At 39.0% G+C, this 17433-nt stretch carries 15 protein-coding genes; 7 read left to right on the top strand and 8 right to left on the bottom strand.

Going from position 1 to position 17433, the window contains the following annotated elements; translation table 11 throughout:
• The first annotated feature begins 47 nt into the window (after window positions 1–47).
• The gene (locus J690_RS23610; RefSeq protein ID WP_080759637.1) at window positions 48–161 is read left to right on the top strand and encodes a hypothetical protein; all 114 of its coding nucleotides are present in this window, start codon (window positions 48–50) and stop codon (window positions 159–161) included.
• A 95-nt stretch (window positions 162–256) separates the two neighbouring features.
• On the opposite strand, the gene J690_RS05640 is transcribed toward J690_RS23610, so the two are convergent.
• The 3 genes from J690_RS05640 to J690_RS05630 form a co-directional block, all read right to left on the bottom strand.
• Window positions 257–541 (bottom strand): GNAT family N-acetyltransferase, encoded by a 285-nt coding sequence (locus J690_RS05640; protein WP_032034655.1) that lies wholly within the window; start codon window positions 539–541, stop codon window positions 257–259.
• 142 nt (window positions 542–683) lie between these two features.
• A complete protein-coding gene (locus J690_RS05635) occupies window positions 684–1643 on the bottom strand; it encodes a response regulator transcription factor (RefSeq protein WP_032034652.1) in 960 nt (319 codons plus the stop codon).
• Window positions 1640–5104 (bottom strand): hybrid sensor histidine kinase/response regulator, encoded by a 3465-nt coding sequence (locus tag J690_RS05630; protein WP_032034651.1) that lies wholly within the window; start codon window positions 5102–5104, stop codon window positions 1640–1642. Before J690_RS05630 ends, J690_RS05635 begins: the two co-directional genes overlap by 4 nt.
• A gap of 195 nt (window positions 5105–5299) precedes the next feature.
• Here J690_RS05630 and J690_RS05625 point away from each other — a divergent pair, with 195 nt between their 5' ends.
• Entirely contained in the window at window positions 5300–6916 is a 1617-nt protein-coding gene (locus J690_RS05625; protein ID WP_032034649.1) for a purine-cytosine permease family protein, read from the top strand.
• A 57-nt stretch (window positions 6917–6973) separates the two neighbouring features.
• Here J690_RS05625 and J690_RS05620 read toward each other — a convergent pair whose 3' ends face one another.
• Entirely contained in the window at window positions 6974–7429 is a 456-nt protein-coding gene (locus J690_RS05620; RefSeq protein WP_032034647.1) for an Lrp/AsnC family transcriptional regulator, read from the bottom strand.
• A gap of 156 nt (window positions 7430–7585) precedes the next feature.
• Here J690_RS05620 and J690_RS05615 point away from each other — a divergent pair, with 156 nt between their 5' ends.
• A complete protein-coding gene (locus J690_RS05615) occupies window positions 7586–8197 on the top strand; it encodes a LysE family translocator (protein WP_000885232.1) in 612 nt (203 codons plus the stop codon).
• Window positions 8198–8267: 70 nt separating this feature from the next.
• On the opposite strand, the gene J690_RS05610 is transcribed toward J690_RS05615, so the two are convergent.
• Window positions 8268–8879, bottom strand: coding sequence for a LexA family protein (locus J690_RS05610; protein ID WP_005069871.1), 612 nt, complete (start codon window positions 8877–8879; stop codon window positions 8268–8270).
• A gap of 286 nt (window positions 8880–9165) precedes the next feature.
• On the opposite strand from J690_RS05610, the gene J690_RS05605 reads away from it, so the two are divergent.
• Window positions 9166–9399, top strand: coding sequence for a hypothetical protein (locus tag J690_RS05605; protein WP_002114518.1), 234 nt, complete (start codon window positions 9166–9168; stop codon window positions 9397–9399).
• Window positions 9400–9452: 53 nt separating this feature from the next.
• On the opposite strand, the gene J690_RS24660 is transcribed toward J690_RS05605, so the two are convergent.
• Window positions 9453–10898: a KGG domain-containing protein gene (locus J690_RS24660; RefSeq protein WP_032034644.1), complete on the bottom strand. Its 1446-nt coding sequence runs from the start codon at window positions 10896–10898 to the stop codon at window positions 9453–9455.
• Window positions 10899–11372: 474 nt separating this feature from the next.
• On the opposite strand from J690_RS24660, the gene J690_RS05595 reads away from it, so the two are divergent.
• Both J690_RS05595 and J690_RS05590 read left to right on the top strand, forming a co-directional pair.
• Complete coding sequence (locus J690_RS05595) at window positions 11373–11774, top strand: DUF6367 family protein (protein WP_032034643.1); 402 nt, start codon at window positions 11373–11375, stop codon at window positions 11772–11774.
• 138 nt (window positions 11775–11912) lie between these two features.
• Window positions 11913–12791: an SDR family oxidoreductase gene (locus tag J690_RS05590; RefSeq protein ID WP_032034641.1), complete on the top strand. Its 879-nt coding sequence runs from the start codon at window positions 11913–11915 to the stop codon at window positions 12789–12791.
• Window positions 12792–12845: 54 nt separating this feature from the next.
• Here J690_RS05590 and katE read toward each other — a convergent pair whose 3' ends face one another.
• Complete coding sequence (gene katE, locus J690_RS05585; protein WP_081405069.1) at window positions 12846–14990, bottom strand: catalase HPII; 2145 nt, start codon at window positions 14988–14990, stop codon at window positions 12846–12848.
• A 41-nt stretch (window positions 14991–15031) separates the two neighbouring features.
• Window positions 15032–16450: an iron-containing redox enzyme family protein gene (locus J690_RS05580; protein ID WP_032034636.1), complete on the bottom strand. Its 1419-nt coding sequence runs from the start codon at window positions 16448–16450 to the stop codon at window positions 15032–15034.
• A gap of 316 nt (window positions 16451–16766) precedes the next feature.
• Here J690_RS05580 and J690_RS05575 point away from each other — a divergent pair, with 316 nt between their 5' ends.
• Complete coding sequence (locus J690_RS05575) at window positions 16767–17243, top strand: CinA family protein (RefSeq protein ID WP_032034634.1); 477 nt, start codon at window positions 16767–16769, stop codon at window positions 17241–17243.
• Window positions 17244–17433 lie beyond the last annotated feature (190 nt).

Raw genomic sequence — 17433 nt, 5'->3', positions numbered from 1 at the left:
AATATTAAAACGCTATAAATATTTAGCTTTCATCAGCTATTAAATATTTGTGTAACGAGTTTATTTTTTTCCCAATTGGTCTAAAACTATTTTTATTAGATAAGCTTTTCTATAAGTTTGATAAATTCGATCTGGCAATCGAAAACCTTAAAATCAGTTGAAGACAACCGCTTAAAACATATTCACTAAAACAAAGATGAATAAAAAAATCGGACACTAACGCCCGATTCCTATTAAATGATTTTTAATTTATTGCTTACTTTCTAAGTACATCACCAATGCTTGGGTCTTTATCAAAAACCGATTTAGCATATGGGCAAAGCGGAATTACTTTTATGTCTTTTTCACGAACAAAAGCCACCAAAGCATCAAGTAATTGGCGACCTACACCTTGTCCCCGATAATTTTCATTTACATCTGTAGCGTCAATAATCAGCATGCCTTCGCCTGCCCATGTATAAGTCATTTCACCCGCAACGGTTTCACCATCAAGTAAGCTAAAGCTGCCGTGTTTTGCATCATCTTTTTGTTGAATATTCACAATGAATTCCTCGTATTATGGCTCAAATTTATTTAAAAATGACTTTATATATCTTTATCTATAAGAACAAATTTAAGTGTAAAAAAATAGACTATTTTTAGCAGTGAGTCTGTATGCTTTTTAAATACAATCGTCAATTAAATTAGTGAAACTCTTGTACCAGACTATTAATGTGCGCCACGGCAGCAGTTCGATTTTCAACGCAAAGTTTTTCAAAAACATGTTCTAAATGCTTGTTCACGGTCCGTGGGCTAAGCTCCAATATTTCTGCAATATCTTTATTGGTTTTCCCTAACAATAACCAGTGCATGACTTCTGCCTCACGTTGAGTCAACTGTGGGCAATATTTCAAAATATCAGCCATTTCCAAAGCCGGCGTAGAAGTCTTAATCTGTATCAGATAATTTTTTGCCACACTTGGTTCAGTTTCCCACGGCGTAAGCAATAAAAGCTGTAATTGCTGGGATGGCGTTGAATAAGAACAGCTGGTTAATTTTTTAGGGTCTTTTTCATTTTCTAAGTCTGAAAACCAAGCTTTTAAGCCTGCTTCAAAGCCCTCTAATTCAGGTAAATATTGATTCAGTAAATCACTGGCTTTTTTGGTTTTCCAAACAATTTTACCTTGAACATCTAGCGCAAGAATGGCTGTTTCCGTCGCATCAATCACCTGTTTCTGTTGCTGCAATAGTTTGGCATGTGCCAAATGTGTTTTTACCCTTGCTAGTACTTCTTCAATATTCAAAGGCTTGGTTACATAGTCCACCCCACCGACCTGAAAACCTCGCACTATATGCTCTGTTTCCGACAAGCCTGTCATAAAAATGACGGGAATAAACTGTGTAATTGGGCTCGCTTTAAGTTGTATACAACTTTCAAAACCATCCATATGTGGCATATTGCCATCAAGTAAAATCATATCTGGTAAGCATCGGTGTGCTATTTCAATAGCACTTAACCCATCGGTTGTGACAAGCACGCGATAACCTGCCTGGTCCAGACTTTCATGTAGCAAGCCTAAATTTTCCGGCACATCATCCACAATCAGAATAACAGCCTGCTCGTTTGACGAAGCTTGCTGAAAAGAAACATGTTGCTTACTCATTGCTTATCCTGAATTAATCGTTGGGCGTGTTTTAAATCAAATTTTTGAATAGCCTGTTCAAACTGTTCCCATAACTCGTTATGCTCCGGAAAATTCTGACGGCATTGCGTTAAAGTCTGTTGAATTCCACGAATGTACCCCTGTCCAATCAAATCATTTAATTGCTGCAGGCTTTGCGGTAAATCGAGCAAATTATTATCTTCTGGTTGTTGGATTGATGTATGAACAGCAGCTTGCTCCTGCTTAAACACCTTTACATCCAATGCTTGAACATCATTATTTTCAATGGATTTCTCTGATTTGGAATCAATCCATATCAAACCTAATTTGTCCCCAATTTTACTCAGCAACAAATTCAGGTCGATTGGTTTTAACATAAAGTCTTCACTTAAAACTGCATCTTGTGGATTGACTTCACGCTCGCCTGCATTGGCCGAAATAATTAAGATCGGCACATTGGTAATATTATTCTGACGTAATAATCGCGCTGTTTCCCACCCGCCCATCAAAGGCATATTTAAATCCATCAAAATCAGGTTAGGATGAAAAATAGGTACACGTCTTAAACAGTCAATGCCCGACTCGGCTTCTTCAATCATAAATCCTAAAGGTTTGAGAAAATTAGCGACTAGGCCTCGATCCACCGCTTCATTATCGACAACCAAAATTCGTTTACGCTCACCTTGATAGCCTGTAATCTGGTTGGAATAAATATTAGAAATTGGATGAACTACTTCTTTTGAAGGTAAGTAAAACTTAATCTTAAATTGTGAACCCTGATTGAGCTGACTAGTCACAGATAGCTGTCCACCGAGTAAATCGACCAACAATTTTACAATGGGTAGGCCTAGCCCTGTTCCGGTAAATCCGCCTTGAACCACATTACTACCCCGTTCAAACGGGTTAAAGATTCGCTCTAAATCTGCTTCTGCAATACCACAGCCCGTATCTCTAATTTCAAAATAAGCCGTTTGAAAACGGTACTCAACCTTCAAAGTAATTGTGCCGCTCGTTGTAAACTTTAAAGCATTGCCCAGCAAATTGATGAGCACTTGCTCTAAGCGTTTTTTGTCGGTACGGACATAGTGCGGCAGGTTATCTCCAATTTCATAAACAAACTGTAAATTCTTCTGTTCAAACTGTGGCTGAAACATTTGAATAATCTGTTCAATAAAATTTGGGAAATGAACGTCCACTACATTTAAAGAAATCTTCCCTGTTTCAATGCGTGCTAAATCTAGTAAACCATCAATCAATGAAGTCAAATGCTGCCCACTACGGCTAATCACCCCAAGCGCCATTTTGCCTTGTTCTGAAAGCTGCTCTTGTTTTTGAAGTAATTGGCTATAGCCTAAAATACTATTTAGAGGCGTTCTTAGTTCGTGACTAATGCCAATGACATAACGGCTTTTTGCATCATTTGCTCGTTCTGCTGAAATTCTGGCGTCTTGTAAGTCTTTTGAAGTGACTTCATGGGCAGCAATTTCATCAATCAATAATGCTGTTTGTTGGTGTGTCTCAATTTCGGCATTACGTCGGCTTTCATCGTTTAACACTAACCACCATGCAGCAACACTCATCAATAAAAATAAAATGGTGTAAATTTTCACAAACAGTGTAAAGAGCTGTGGAACGGCTGCCGCATTGATTGTTTCTAAATAGGTTTTTTCTTGGATATAAACCAGACTTAAACTTACTGCCAAAACGATCGACAGCCCTAAAGTCAGTAATAAATACAAACTGACCCTGCTATTTAAATGGCTAGCCCAACGTTCTGGTAAATAGTGCCAAATGGCTTTTTTGAGCTGTACCGACCAACGTGCATCGGGTTTACATAAATCGTGACAGCGTGCTTCAAGTGAACAGCATAGAGAGCAAATCGTACCGTTATAGGCTGGACAGCCCGCCATATCGGCAAGTTCATAGTCCCTTTCACATACCACACAGTTAGCAACCGAAGTCGCCTGAATTTTTTCAGGCTGGCGTGCGATGTAATATTTGCCTTTGGTTAAGTAAGCAATAATAGGAACACATAACACCGCACTCCCTAGAGCAATGAAACTCGCCAAGCCTTTCGCCATGAGTCCGAAAAAGCCCAAATAGCTCAGTATCGATAACACTGAAGCAATTAGTAAAGCACCCACACCTACGGGGTTAATGTCATATAAATAAGCACGGCGAAATTCAATTCCCTTCGGGCTTAAACCTAAAGGCTTACAGATAATTAAATCGGCAACAACGGCACCAATCCATGCCAAAGCGATATTGCTATATAGCCCCAAAATGCGTTCAACCGCATGGCTAATGCCCATTTCCATCAAAACAATGGCAATAAAAACGTTAAAAAGAAGCCAGACAATTCGCCCAGGATGGCTATGAGTTAAACGGGCAAAAAAGTTTGACCATGCCAATGAGCCAGCGTAGGCATTAGTCATATTAATTTTAATTTGCGCCAAGCAAACCAGTGCTAGAGTCAATATTAAAGCTAGTTGAGGATTTGGAATAAATTGCTGATAGGCAACCCAATACAGATAAGTCGGATTGTCTAGTTCAGAGACAGGAATAAACAACTGAAAAGCCAATATCATCAGCAGCATGCCCATCAAAACTTTTAGAAAACCGAAAATAATCCAAGATGGACCACCTAACAAAACGGCAAAACACCATGCGGTTCTGTTCTTTTCTTTTTGCGGTAAGAAACGTAAATAGTCGGCCTGCTCACCAATTTGGATCACAAATGAAAAAATAAGAGTGCACGCCGCACCAAAGTAATACAGATTAAAATCGGTCGAGTTTGAAACCGCACCAACAAAATGCAGGCTACTACTTAAAATTTGTGGCTGTTTCCAAAGTACAAAAAACCATGGTAATAACAGCAATAAAAGCCAGATTGGTTGTGTGATCGCCTGAACTTTATTAATAAAACCAATGCCTTTGACTACTAAAGGCAAAATCACTAAGGCAGAAATTAAGTAACCAATAACTTGCGGAATGCCTAAAGCAAGCTCAAGTGCCATTGCCATAATTGCGGCTTCAAACGCAAGCAAAATAAAGGTAAAGCTGGCATAAATCAGAGACGTAATGGTCGAGCCAATATAGCCAAAACCTGCACCACGAGTAAGCAGATCAACATCTACATTATATTTTGCGGCGTAGTAACTAATCGGCCAACTGGTCAAAAATATGATGGTACATACGACAATTGCTGCCCATAACGCATTGCTAAAGCCATACTGCCAAAGCATGGTCGCCCCAATGGCTTCCATCGCTAAAAAGCTAACTGTCGAAATTGCGGTATTAGTTACCGTCCAAGGCGACCATTTTCGTACTGAGGTGGGTGCGTAGCGGAGCGCATAGTCTTCGATACTTTCATCTGCCACCCAAATATTATATTCACGGCGTGTTTTGATCACACGTTGTGGCGCTTGTTGGGGACGTGAAGAATCTGGCATAACACTCATGTTTGGCATGTGGCTGCATTAAACCCAGCAATCCTTATGCCAAAAGTCATTTATCATGGCGATTTTTTCTAATACGCACATATACGCAAAATAACGTATTTTCAATTTTTCCCAAAAATCACACACTCAAAACCATCAAAAAACAATGATCAATATTTGTGTTGATTGACCGAAAATGATTGGGAGATTGATGTTATGAGTGTATCTGAACATCCAAATCTGGACACTGTGCAAGGTACAGATTCACAAAAAGCAGTGAATGAAACCTTAGAAGATTATACTTTACGTTATGCTCCACACAGCTTTCGGCGCTGGAGTCCCAAAGTTGTCGCTATTACTGCACTTGGTGGTATTGCCTATCTTGCTGACTTTTCTATTGGCGCCAGTATTGGTATGTCTTACGGAACAACCAATGCTGTTTTCTCCATTTTATTTGCAGCGATTATTATCTTCTTAACTGGCATTCCTTTAGCCTACTACGCAGCGCGCTATAACATCGACCTTGACTTGATTACCCGCGGCGCAGGTTTCGGTTATATCGGCTCAGTCCTGACCAGTATCATTTTCGCCAGTTTCACGTTTATTTTCTTTGCCCTTGAAGGTTCAATCATGGCGCAAGGATTATTGCTCGGTTTAGGTATTCCGCTTTGGGCAGGTTATCTCATCTCAACAGTTATGGTCATACCGCTGGTGATTTACGGTATGAAAGCCTTAAGTAAATTACAAGTCTGGACTACCCCGCTTTGGCTCGTTCTAATGATTGGTCCTGTGGCCTATCTGATTTATCAAGAACCAACCTTAGTCAGCCAGTTTGCAACTTTCACAGGTAACGAAGGTTTTGCAACTGTAGACATGGCTGCAATCATGTTAGGTGCTGGTATATGTTTATCGCTAATCATGCAAATCGGTGAGCAAATTGACTATCTACGCTTCATGCCTGCTAAAACAAAAGAAAATAGCAAAGCATGGTGGGCTGCGGTTATTTCCGCGGGTCCGGGTTGGGGGATTTTAGGGGCAATTAAACAAATTATTGGGGCATTTTTAGGTTTCTATTTACTTACTAAAATACCGGGCGTAAACAGTACTGAACCTGTTCAACAGTTTAATGCGGCGTTTCATGACATGCTTCCGGGTTGGGCTGCTTTAACACTTGCAGTGATTTTGGTGGTTATTTCTCAAATTAAAATTAATGTGACCAATGCTTACTCTGGTTCCCTTGCATGGACAAGTGCCTACACACGTATTAGCAAACATTATCCTGGTCGTATTGTCTTTGTGATCGTAAACTTGGCAATTGCGCTTGCTTTAATGGAAGGCAACATGTTTGCGGTACTGGGTAAAATCTTAGGTTTCTATTCAAACTTTGCGATTGCTTGGGTTGTGGTTGTTGCAACAGACATTTCAATCAACAAATATGTATTAAAACTTTCACCGAAAGAACCGGAATATCGCCGTGACATGCTATACAACGTAAACCCTGTCGGTATGGTTGCGTTCCTTGTATCAGCAGGCTTATCAATTGCAGCATTCTTCGGCTTACTCGGTAGTTTCTTGGCGCCTTACTCACCGCTTATCGCCCTTGTACTTGCCTTTGTATTAACACCAATCATGGGCTTATTAACCAAAGGAAAATACTACATCAAGTCACACGACGACGGTATTAAAGAACCACGTTACGATGCTGAAGGTACTCCTGTTGCTACCGTCTATCACTGCCGCGTATGTGAGCAAGGTTATGAACGTCCAGATATTATGTTCTCTCACAAACATAACGGTACAATCTGTTCTTTGTGTAAAACACTTGATGCTTAAAATTCTATAGCAACTAAAAAAGAAGCTTTAAAGCTTCTTTTTTATATCTGATGATTCTTAGCCAATCGGGAATAAACGTTCAGGCACCACATCTTTCATTACAATGGTTGAGATGAGTCGTTGCACACTTGGAATAGCAGATAATTTTTCATCGTACAAACGCTGAAAAGCAGGCAAATCTTTAGCCACCACATGTAGCAAATAGTCAGGTTCACCAAACAAGCGCTGGGCCTGAATAATTTGCGGGATATCAATTACGGCATTTTCAAAATTCTCGACTGCCTGTTTATCACCTTCTTTAAGCGTAATAAAAACAATCGCTGAAAATTCAAATCCAACTAAGTTTGGGTCGAGCTCTGCCCGATAACCTTTGATAGCTCCTGACTCTTCTAAAGCCTTCACTCGTCTATGACAAGGTGAAATGCTCAAACCGACTTTCTCTGCCAATTCAGTAATAGATAATCGGCCATTTAATTGCAATTCAGCAAGAATCTTTTTATCTGTGCGATCCATTTAGAAAAATTTACCCCAAATGAGTGTGATATGAGCAAACATTTAAAAGCACATTCTAAATACATGAGCATATTATTTTCAACAAGCTCGAATAAATAGGGATTTTTTCTAAACCACGAGTGAAACCTTTGGAAAATAGTTCGCCGAGATAAGCATATGGCTTTTAACATTTTTATTGCATTTTGGAGTGTATCCATTCTTTTTATTATTACGCCAGGGGCAGACTGGGCCTATGCCATTTCGGCAGGGATTAAAGGCAAAGTCGTCGTACCCGCTGTCGCAGGCATGCTATTTGGGCACTTTATTACGATTTTATTAGTAGCAGCTGGTGTTGGTCTGCTTGTAGCAAATAATCCAACTGCTCTAATGATTCTTACTGTTGCGGGTTCTGCTTATTTGTTATGGATGGGTATAAATTTATTACTTACCCCTCCTACTCCGAACGAATCTGGTTCTGAAAAAGCTCAGTCATGGTTGAGCTGGGCAACCAAAGGTGTTTATGTGAGTGGCTTAAACCCGAAAGTTTTTTTGCTCTTTTTAGCCCTGCTTCCTCAATTTATTGACACCACTGCTTCATGGTCAGTGACGACACAAATTCTTGCCTTTGGTGTTGTCCACATGATTAGCTGCGCAATTATTTACTTAATGGTGGGTTATGGTTCAGAGGCTATTTTGAAAACCAGACCACAAGCAGCACAGTTAGTCGGCCGTTTTTCAGGTGGTTTAATGGTCGTTATCGCAACGTGCCTATTGATTGGGCAAATTTAAAAGTCATTCAGCAAAAAGTTACTGGCCTCGATTTCAGGTCAGTAACTTAAATAATAAATATAAGAAAAAATTATCTCATTCGTTTGAGGTTATACGTCACGACTCCCCAAATAACCAGTTCTTGCCCCTCTTCAATATAAATATTCTGATAATCAGGATTTTCTGCTTTTAGCCAAACTTTAGGTGGATGAAATTGACTATCAATCATTAAGCGCTTCACAGTGAAATCATTGTCGATGAGTGCAATCACAATATCACCCGATTTAGCGGGAATGCTACGATCTACAATAAGCGGATCATTAATATCAATTCCAGCATCTAACATTGACAAAGAGTTGGCTTTGACAATAAACGTTGCATTTTCATTTCTAATTAAATATTCATTTAAATCGAGTGCTTGCTCAATATCATCTTGTGCAGGCGAAGGAAACCCTGCCGCAACACGTTCAGTTGCCAAAGGAATGTGGTAAATTTTATCGTTATTCGGGTGGACCTGTTGGACATTAAGTTTTGAGTTAAAGTCGGTCAAGTTATTGGTTTTGACATTATTCAGTAACCAATTTTTGATAAAGTTAACTTGAGACTCAGGAACACGAATGACTTTGGTGGGTTCATTGAACTGTGCTTTACGTCCGGCATTTTCTCGTGCACCGCCATGCTCGAACTCTTTTTTCTTTGGCATATTGCCTCCATTCCACTGTTCAAATCCTACACAAACAATGTAACTTGAAAAAGTTACATTTTCAAGTTGACGAAATATTTTTTTTGCATAACAATAAATCTCATGATCAGATTTTAATCCATTTTGTTTTTAACAGGGATGTTTTAACCAAAATGGCAATTTGAAGAAAATCAAAACCTATTTCGAAATAGTCGTTATCGCTGACTGTTTTTTGATTTTTATCAAATGAGATTCTGAACACTTAACATTCTGGTTAAATTCAGTTTTTGGTATGGAGACATGCGAAATGAAAAATCAACGTGATGCGGTTTTAGGTTATGCAAATGAGCAACATGCTTACTATATCCGCCTAATTGAAAATGATGCGGTTTTAGGTGAAAGCTACGGATTATTTTGTGAAAATCCTGATAGCGAAGCAGCCGAAAGTATTATGACGACACTTTTTTTGAAAAAATCTTTTTGGTTAAACGGTTCTGAATACCTTGATATTGTAAAAGGCCTACAACCTCTCCCTCAGTAAGTAAGCTAAAAACAAAGGAGGCAAAAGCCTCCTTTGTTTTTAAAACATTCTGCTTAAGACGTAAAACGTCCGTAGGCATCACGTTTTTGATTACGAGAGTTTTGACCACGACCATCATAATCATCGTCGTCATCACGGCTGCGACCTCGGCCTCGACCACCTGAGCGACCACCGCGATCATCATCATCGTCGTCATCACGGCTGCGACCACGGCCTCGTCCGCCTGAACGGCCTCCGCGATCATCATCATCGTCATCACGACTGCGGCCACGACCTCGTCCGCCTGAACGGCCTCCGCGATCGTCATCATCATCGTCATCATCGTCATCACGGCTACGGCCACGGCCTCGTCCGCCTGAACGGCCTCCGCGATCGTCATCATCATCGTCATCACGGCTGCGACCACGACCTCGTCCGCCTGAACGGCCTCCGCGATCATCATCGTCGTCATCATCACGGCTGCGGCCACGACCTCGTCCGCCTGAACGGCCTCCGCGATCGTCATCATCGTCGTCATCACGGCTGCGACCACGACCTCGTCCGCCTGAACGGCCTCCGCGATCGTCATCATCATCGTCATCACGGCTGCGACCTCGGCCTCGACCACCTGAGCGGCCTCCGCGATCATCATCGTCGTCATCATCACGGCTACGACCTCGGCCTCGTCCGCCTGAACGGCCTCCGCGATCGTCATCATCATCGTCATCACGGCTGCGACCTCGGCCTCGACCACCTGAGCGGCCTCCGCGATCATCATCGTCGTCATCATCACGGCTACGACCTCGGCCTCGTCCGCCTGAACGGCCTCCGCGATCGTCATCATCATCGTCATCACGGCTGCGACCTCGGCCTCGACCACCTGAGCGGCCTCCGCGATCATCATCGTCGTCATCATCACGGCTACGACCTCGGCCTCGTCCGCCTGAACGGCCACCACGATCATCGTCATCATCATCGTCATCGCGGCTGCGACCACGACCTCGTCCACCTGAACGGCCACCGCGATCGTCATCATCATCATCACGGCTGCGGCCACGACCTCGTCCACCTGAACGGCCACCGCGATCGTCATCATCATCGTCGTCATCACGGCTGCGGCCACGGCCTCGTCCGCTTGAACGGCCACCGCGATCATCGTCATCATCGTCGTCGTAACGGCTTCGGCCTCGACCACCTGAGCGGCTACCGCGATCGTCATCCTCGTCGTCATCATCACGACCGCGGCCACGACCATTACGGCCATCATTTTTATGGCTTAATGCACCCGCTTCACGCGCTTCTTCAGACGTAAATTCATGAGCGTTACCACTTGCATGGGCTGCTCGACCAGCTTCACGAGCTTCTTCAGAGGTAAACTCATGTGCATTACCACTCGCGTGAGCAGCTCGCCCACCTTTGCTGGCTATTTCTCGTACTCTTTCAGGATCCATACTTGCAAATCCACGATTTGAAGTACCTGTTCTATTGTTATCATCATCTTCATATCTAGTATTAGCCATAGTTATATCTTCCTATATTTAATTATAGTCACTACCGCTTTTAGTTAACGGATTTAATAACAATAGAATATCTATAATATTTTCCCACCCAAGTGATGTATCAATCCTTTTAAATGTATATCAATCAAAAAATGAAATTTCTTATAAACATATTATTTTTAAAATATTTTAAAAATTTTAATTATTAATAATTTTACTCTTTAAATATTGGATATACTCATTATTACCTAAGGGCACACTACAATATATTTTTACAAACACAGTTAAAATATTTTAACTGATAACAAAAAATTTCAAAATGTACAAAACAGTAAACTAACACAACATCAGATCTATTGAGAAAATAACAAGCAAACAATTATTTTAATTAAAAAACAATAACATATATCATTACATTTTCAAAATTAATTTACTTGAGAGATTAATATGAATATTTAAAACTATTTTTAATAAGATGGTTTGAGTAACTTAACTATGCAATTAAAAAATCAACAGTCAGCTCTACAATATATCCATATTTCTATCCCTGAAATTTTACTAGGACATATTAAGTCCAAAAACTCATGGCAGGACTATGACAAAGAATGGAGCTATAGATTAGACCCACCTCATGCAAGTCATCCCTTCCAAAGAGACTTATATATTATTAAATCAAAAAATATAGAACATGAAGATATAAAACTGTTGCTAGATAATATAGCTATTAAAAATAATAAAAATTCAAAAAATATAGATGGAGCAAAAGAAATTATTAAAAAAATATTAGACTTATCTAATAATATACCGATAGAAAACTGGTTAGAGGATACAGGAAATAGGTCTATTATTGAAAGCATGATTGATAAAAACAAAATCAAGTTAATCGATATTATTTAGCCCTTAAATATAAAATATTTTTTTACATCCTTACAAATAAAATAACAAAGACAACTTATTAAAAAATTCATTTTACTCACATTTACGCGGTAACAACTCACTATATAAAAATTAGATATTACAACTGAGGTATTTAAAATGGAAAACTCAACAAACCAGTATCCAACATCTGCCCCCGCACAAGTTCAATCTCATCAACCAGGTGATCAGGAAAAAATGCATCCTGAACCTGAGATAATAAAAAGTACCCATAAAGGTAGCGATAAGCTAAAAGATAAAGTTGCCGTTATTAGTGGTGGCGATAGCGGTATAGGTCGTTCTGTCGCAGTATTGTTTGCTCGTGAGGGCGCTAATATTGCGATACTTTATCTCGAAGAAGATCAAGATGCCGAAATCACTAAACAACTCGTTGAAAGAGAAGGACAACATTGCCTTTTATTAAAAGGTGATATTTCTGACCCAGATGTTGCAAAACTCGATATTGATAAAGTTCTACAACATTACGGCAAAATTAATATTTTAGTGAATAACGCTGGTGTGCAATATCAACAAAAAGAAATTGAAAGTATTAGTAATGAGCAATTAGAAAAGACATTTAAAACTAATATTTTCCCAATGTTTTATCTTACTAAAGAAGCCATTCCTTATATGGAAGAAGGTGACAGTATTATTAACACCACCAGTATTACCAGCTATCAAGGCCATGATGAGCTCATTGATTATGCAAGTACCAAAGGTGCGATTACGACTTTTACGCGTAGCTTATCGAACAATTTAATGAAACAGAAAAAAGGAATTCGTGTAAATGGTGTTGCACCAGGACCCATCTGGACACCATTAATTCCAAGCAGTTTCGATGCAGAAACCGTTAAAGAGTTTGGTAAAGACCCCCCAATGGGAAGAATGGGACAACCAAGTGAAGTTGCTCCCGCCTATCTTTTTCTTGCCTCAGATGATGCAAGTTATATTACAGGTCAGGTCATTCATGTAAATGGTGGTCAAATCGTAAATGGCTAATCCCTAAGCTATAAAAAAGCCCTGAAAGTTAAAGCTTGCAGGGCTTTTTGTTTTTTAAGCTGGTATGTGGGCAGCTATTGGTTCTCGTGACCAAACACGATGTGCCATAATCAGGTTTTTGAACTTTTCAGCAATCGGCTGGAATTCATCTCCAACTAGAGTGCCTTCATCGGGAACTAAACCTAGCGGTTCAAGTAAATCAGATTTATTACCTAAAAACGCAATTGGTTTTAAATGCTTGTAAGCCTCTAATAGATAATGGCGAGTCACTCCGTCTTGCATGACAGCGTTTAAGTTATCGCCATCAGGAATAATCACTGCATCATACGCAATTGACGGTTCAGCCATTTGCATGCCATCAGCCGTAATAATATTGTCTTGATGATCTTTTACAGGAGCTAAGCTTGGCGCTAATAAATGAAGAGTCACCCCTTCTTTAATTGCCCAGTTTTTCATAGCTTCTAATGCATCAGATTTGACTAAATTATGGATGAGTACTGCAACTTTTCGACCTTGAATATCTTGGGGCGGGAAAGCCAAGAAAGATAATTTAGCCGATTTTTCAACTGCAGTTTTTTTATAATCTAGCGTTAAATCAGGCACTTCAATTCCTAAATTAGCGCCTACTTGTCGTGCTAAGTCGAGATCAATATTTGCCAAAATTTGTTGAACTTGGCGCTCACGGATGTGTTTTCGTTGCACTTTACTTAATTCAAAAGTATAGGCATCGACCACATGCTTTTGCTCATGAGGGGCAAGGCTCTTGTAGTAAAGGCGCGGTTGTGAAAAATGATCAGAAAAAGTCTCGCTTCTTTGACGAAGTTTATGTCCGCTAATCTGTTCAGGATAGCTTTCAAAACCTCCGTTTGAAGCAGCAGGTGGGGTTTCGGCTGGCCAATCATTATCAATTGAGTTTGGTTGATATGAAGCCTGCCCTTTATGAATCGTATGCTGGTGAATACCATCACGTTGATTATTGTGGAATGGGCACACAGGTTTATTGATCGGAATTTGATGGAAGTTTGGTCCACCTAAACGGCTTAACTGTGTATCGGTGTATGAAAATAGACGTGCTTGTAGAAGCGGGTCATTTGTAAAGTCAATTCCTGGCACAATATGTCCCGGACAGAAAGCCACCTGCTCTGTTTCTGCAAAGAAGTTATCTACATTTCTGTTTAAAACAAATCGGCCAATTGGTGTCACTGGAACCAACTCTTCAGGAATAATTTTTGTCGGGTCCAATAAGTCGAAGTCAAAGTTCATCTCGTCCTCTTCTTCAACAATTTGTACACCGAGTTCCCATTCAGGATAAACCCCATTTTCAATGGCTTCATAAAGATCGCGACGGTGGAAATCTGGATCTTTACCAGCAAGCTTTTGAGCTTCATCCCAAACTAACGCACTTAAACCTTGTTTAGGGGTCCAGTGGAATTTCACAAAATGTGATTTTCCTTCGGCATTAATGAGTCGGAATGTATGAACCCCAAACCCTTGGATTGAGCGTAAATTACGTGGAATTGCACGGTCTGACATAGCCCAAATCACCGCGTGTGCTGACTCAGGTACTAAAGACACAAAATCCCAAAAAGTATCGTGTGCAGTTGCTCCTGTTGGTATTTCTGTATCTGGTTCAGGTTTTACTGCATGAACAAAGTCTGGAAACTTAATCCCATCTTGCACAAAAAACACAGGCGCATTGTTGCCGACTAAATCAAAATTACCCTCTTGGGTATAAAATTTAATGGCAAAACCACGAATATCACGGACCGTATCAGCAGAACCACGTGGGCCCTGCACTGTTGAGAAGCGTACAAAAATTGGAGTTTGAATGGTTGGGTCAGTCAAAAAACCAGCTTTTGTTAAGCGCTCATTTCCTTCATAAGCCTGAAAGTAACCATGAGCACCCACGCCACGCGCATGTACAATACGCTCAGGAATACGTTCATGGTCAAAATGAGTAATCTTTTCTCGTAAAATAAAATCTTCTAATAGTGTCGAACCTCGAATACCTGCTCTTAAACTATTCTGGTTATCAGCAATTTTAACCCCTTGATTTGTGGTTAATGCTTCATTGGTTGCATCGTCTCTGACTGAGTCTAATTGTTCAGTTTTTTTGGTAGTATTGGCTTTATTTGCAGCATCAGCACCAGCCATTTCACTTGTTTTATTTGTTGATTTAACATTATCAGTCATGTTCATTACCTATGTTTTAAAGTTAAACGTGGGGTGAATTAAAAACTTCAAGAGTTAGTTTTGTTAAAGGAACTTAAATATGGAAAAAGGAGCTCGACATATTTACGTGTGCTCCAAAGCCCAATGCTTTTATGGTGTGAATCTGGAGCCAAAAACGGAGTCAGCTTGCATATTTTTATGGCAAGATCAGGTGTATGACGTATACGCTCTTGGAGCGCATCAAGTTCGCCATCAGAAATATAGCTAAATAGATAATCTTGGATGCGCTGGCTATTCTTTAATTCCCTGCTATAAGCCAAGAAGTTAGAAGAATGATCACTACCTGCAATCCAGTCATGAATAATTTGTCGTTCTACAGGGTTAAATACCCCAAACATTTTTCCATTTTCTTCATTAATCATTCGCCAGAACACACTCTGCTCAGGGTCGGTATTAAATTTAATCCATTTGTGATCAATAAGATGTGTAACCAAGCCTTTAACGTCTTCTGGGTTTGATAACCATTGGTTAATGGTTTTACATCCAAACTGTCTAGTTTCGTTATGAATAAGCTGCCCCACGAGCGCTTTTCTTTTTAAAATTTTAAGGACTAAATCTTCAAGATTTAAATTTTTAATAATTTTTGAAGAAGAAACACCATGATTATTAAGAGCAAAACCACGTTTTAATTTATTAAAGAAAGCTTCTTTATCTCTGTACTTATCATAAATATTTTCTATAACTTTAATTGCTTTATCTGCATGTCCGTTATCAATGTTATCGATAGTGATGTGCAAATTAAAATATTTAGAATCAATACCCAGTTCAGCAAGTTCATAATTACTGATGAGTAGATGCAGTGGCAGTTGCTCATAACCTAAATTGAAGCCGACAATTTCGGGAATGAACTCTGGTGGAGCATAGCCAAGCGCCAGCTGAATCACAGCATTATGATAGTATTCATCTTCTAAAAGCAGATCAAAACTATCAAGCCCCAGACTACGTAATAAGTCATCATAAATACAGACATGGTTTGCTTTCGGCTCACCGAGTCCCAGCTCTTCTAGATAAGTAATAATAAGGTCATGAAAAACCGGATCGTTCCAGTAGTGAACTGAGCTATAGAGCCATGCACCGTCGACCTTTTTAGTTGGAGAGACCTTAATCAAAAATTCAAATGCCTGTCCGACATTCTGGAAATACTCTCTCTCACCCCCACTTTGTCTACGGTTTAGATAAGCCTGAAATAACTCACAATTTTGTTTATTGTCGTTTTCACACCATTCTTTAACTGTATTTATAGTTGCAGGAAAATCAATTTCCTTTTGATCTATTTTATCTATTTCTTCATTAAGAAAATCTCTTGCTTTCTTCTCTTTTTCAAAACTAGAAATATCAGGATCAAGGAAAAAAACAAATAATTCGTAATAGTTCTGTTGATTATCTTGTAATAAGTCTAATAATCTTTTTTTCACTACAACAGGCATTTCTATTCTCCTTTAGTGAGATATAAATTACCATACTTTAACTGAACAATAATCCCAGCCTATCTTTGTTATATTACGTTATTAATAAACAACCCATAATTTTAAAAACTTTATATTTCAACAACATGAAAAATAACATAAACTTACATTCTCACCTTTAGAATAATTTAACTATATGTTTTTATAAAAAATATATAAACAATAAACTATATTTACAATTAACTTACCTTTAAAATTATAAAGACTAAAAACTTAACAAAAAGAAATTAAAAATAATCTTATAACTAAATTAAAAACAATTGTAAGGAGAATACAAATGTTTAACTCATGTTGTAAATTACTCGCACAAGAAAAAATTAAAATCGCTTTTTTTGAAAGTGCTTCGGCAGGTTATTTAGCTTATCGCTTCTCTTTAAGTCCCTATTCAGGTGATATTCTGATTGGTAGCTTGGTCAGCTATGACTTACGTGTTAAAGAAAACACTCTTCATATTTCACCAGAACTCATTGAAAAATATACGCCTGAGTCGATGCAAGTCACTGTAGAGATGATCAAAAAAGGTAAAGAACTCTTGAATGCCGATCTTTATATTGCCTGTACCGGGTTATTAAAAAAAGGAGGTTCTGAAACTCCAGAAAAGCCTGTAGGTACCTTTTTTTATTCCATTTATTATAAAGATAATTTTTATAATTTCAGACGTATATTTAAAGGATTACCCTATCTTAAACTTAGACAACTGCTCTATTACATTACTCAAGATATAGAATATATAATATTAGATAATAAAAAATAGCTTTCCTTCATAAAAGATAACAAATACATATTTAGAAATGATCATAGCTTTTATTTAACCTCTATGTACCCAAATGTAATTTTAACTATATTCATATTAATTATGTTTAATCATTAAAATTACATTTTATAGAAATCAAGGTTTTATTTAATTTTTAAATTTACATTTAAATATAGGGTAACACCCCAAA

The sequence above is a fragment of the Acinetobacter sp. 742879 genome (assembly GCF_000588535.1).
Taxonomy (GTDB): domain Bacteria; phylum Pseudomonadota; class Gammaproteobacteria; order Pseudomonadales; family Moraxellaceae; genus Acinetobacter; species Acinetobacter pittii.
The sequence above is the reverse complement of the archived record's forward strand: the minus strand, read 5'-3'. Positions and strand labels throughout refer to the sequence as shown.

Bases quoted from the DNA above. Each gene is read 5' to 3' on its own strand.
- J690_RS05630 (WP_032034651.1), bottom strand. From the start codon at position 5,104: ATGAGTGTTATGCCAGATTCTTCACGTCCCCAACAAGCGCCACAACGT.
- J690_RS05635 (WP_032034652.1), bottom strand. From the start codon at position 1,643: ATGAGTAAGCAACATGTTTCTTTTCAGCAAGCTTCGTCAAACGAGCAG.
- J690_RS05625 (WP_032034649.1), top strand. From the start codon at position 5,300: ATGAGTGTATCTGAACATCCAAATCTGGACACTGTGCAAGGTACAGAT.
- J690_RS05590 (WP_032034641.1), top strand. From the start codon at position 11,913: ATGGAAAACTCAACAAACCAGTATCCAACATCTGCCCCCGCACAAGTT.
- J690_RS05615 (WP_000885232.1), top strand. From the start codon at position 7,586: ATGGCTTTTAACATTTTTATTGCATTTTGGAGTGTATCCATTCTTTTT.
- J690_RS05580 (WP_032034636.1), bottom strand. From the start codon at position 16,450: ATGCCTGTTGTAGTGAAAAAAAGATTATTAGACTTATTACAAGATAAT.
- J690_RS05575 (WP_032034634.1), top strand. From the start codon at position 16,767: ATGTTTAACTCATGTTGTAAATTACTCGCACAAGAAAAAATTAAAATC.
- J690_RS05610 (WP_005069871.1), bottom strand. From the start codon at position 8,879: ATGCCAAAGAAAAAAGAGTTCGAGCATGGCGGTGCACGAGAAAATGCC.
- katE (WP_081405069.1), bottom strand. From the start codon at position 14,990: ATGAACATGACTGATAATGTTAAATCAACAAATAAAACAAGTGAAATG.
- J690_RS05595 (WP_032034643.1), top strand. From the start codon at position 11,373: ATGCAATTAAAAAATCAACAGTCAGCTCTACAATATATCCATATTTCT.
- J690_RS05605 (WP_002114518.1), top strand. From the start codon at position 9,166: ATGAAAAATCAACGTGATGCGGTTTTAGGTTATGCAAATGAGCAACAT.
- J690_RS24660 (WP_032034644.1), bottom strand. From the start codon at position 10,898: ATGGCTAATACTAGATATGAAGATGATGATAACAATAGAACAGGTACT.
- J690_RS05620 (WP_032034647.1), bottom strand. From the start codon at position 7,429: ATGGATCGCACAGATAAAAAGATTCTTGCTGAATTGCAATTAAATGGC.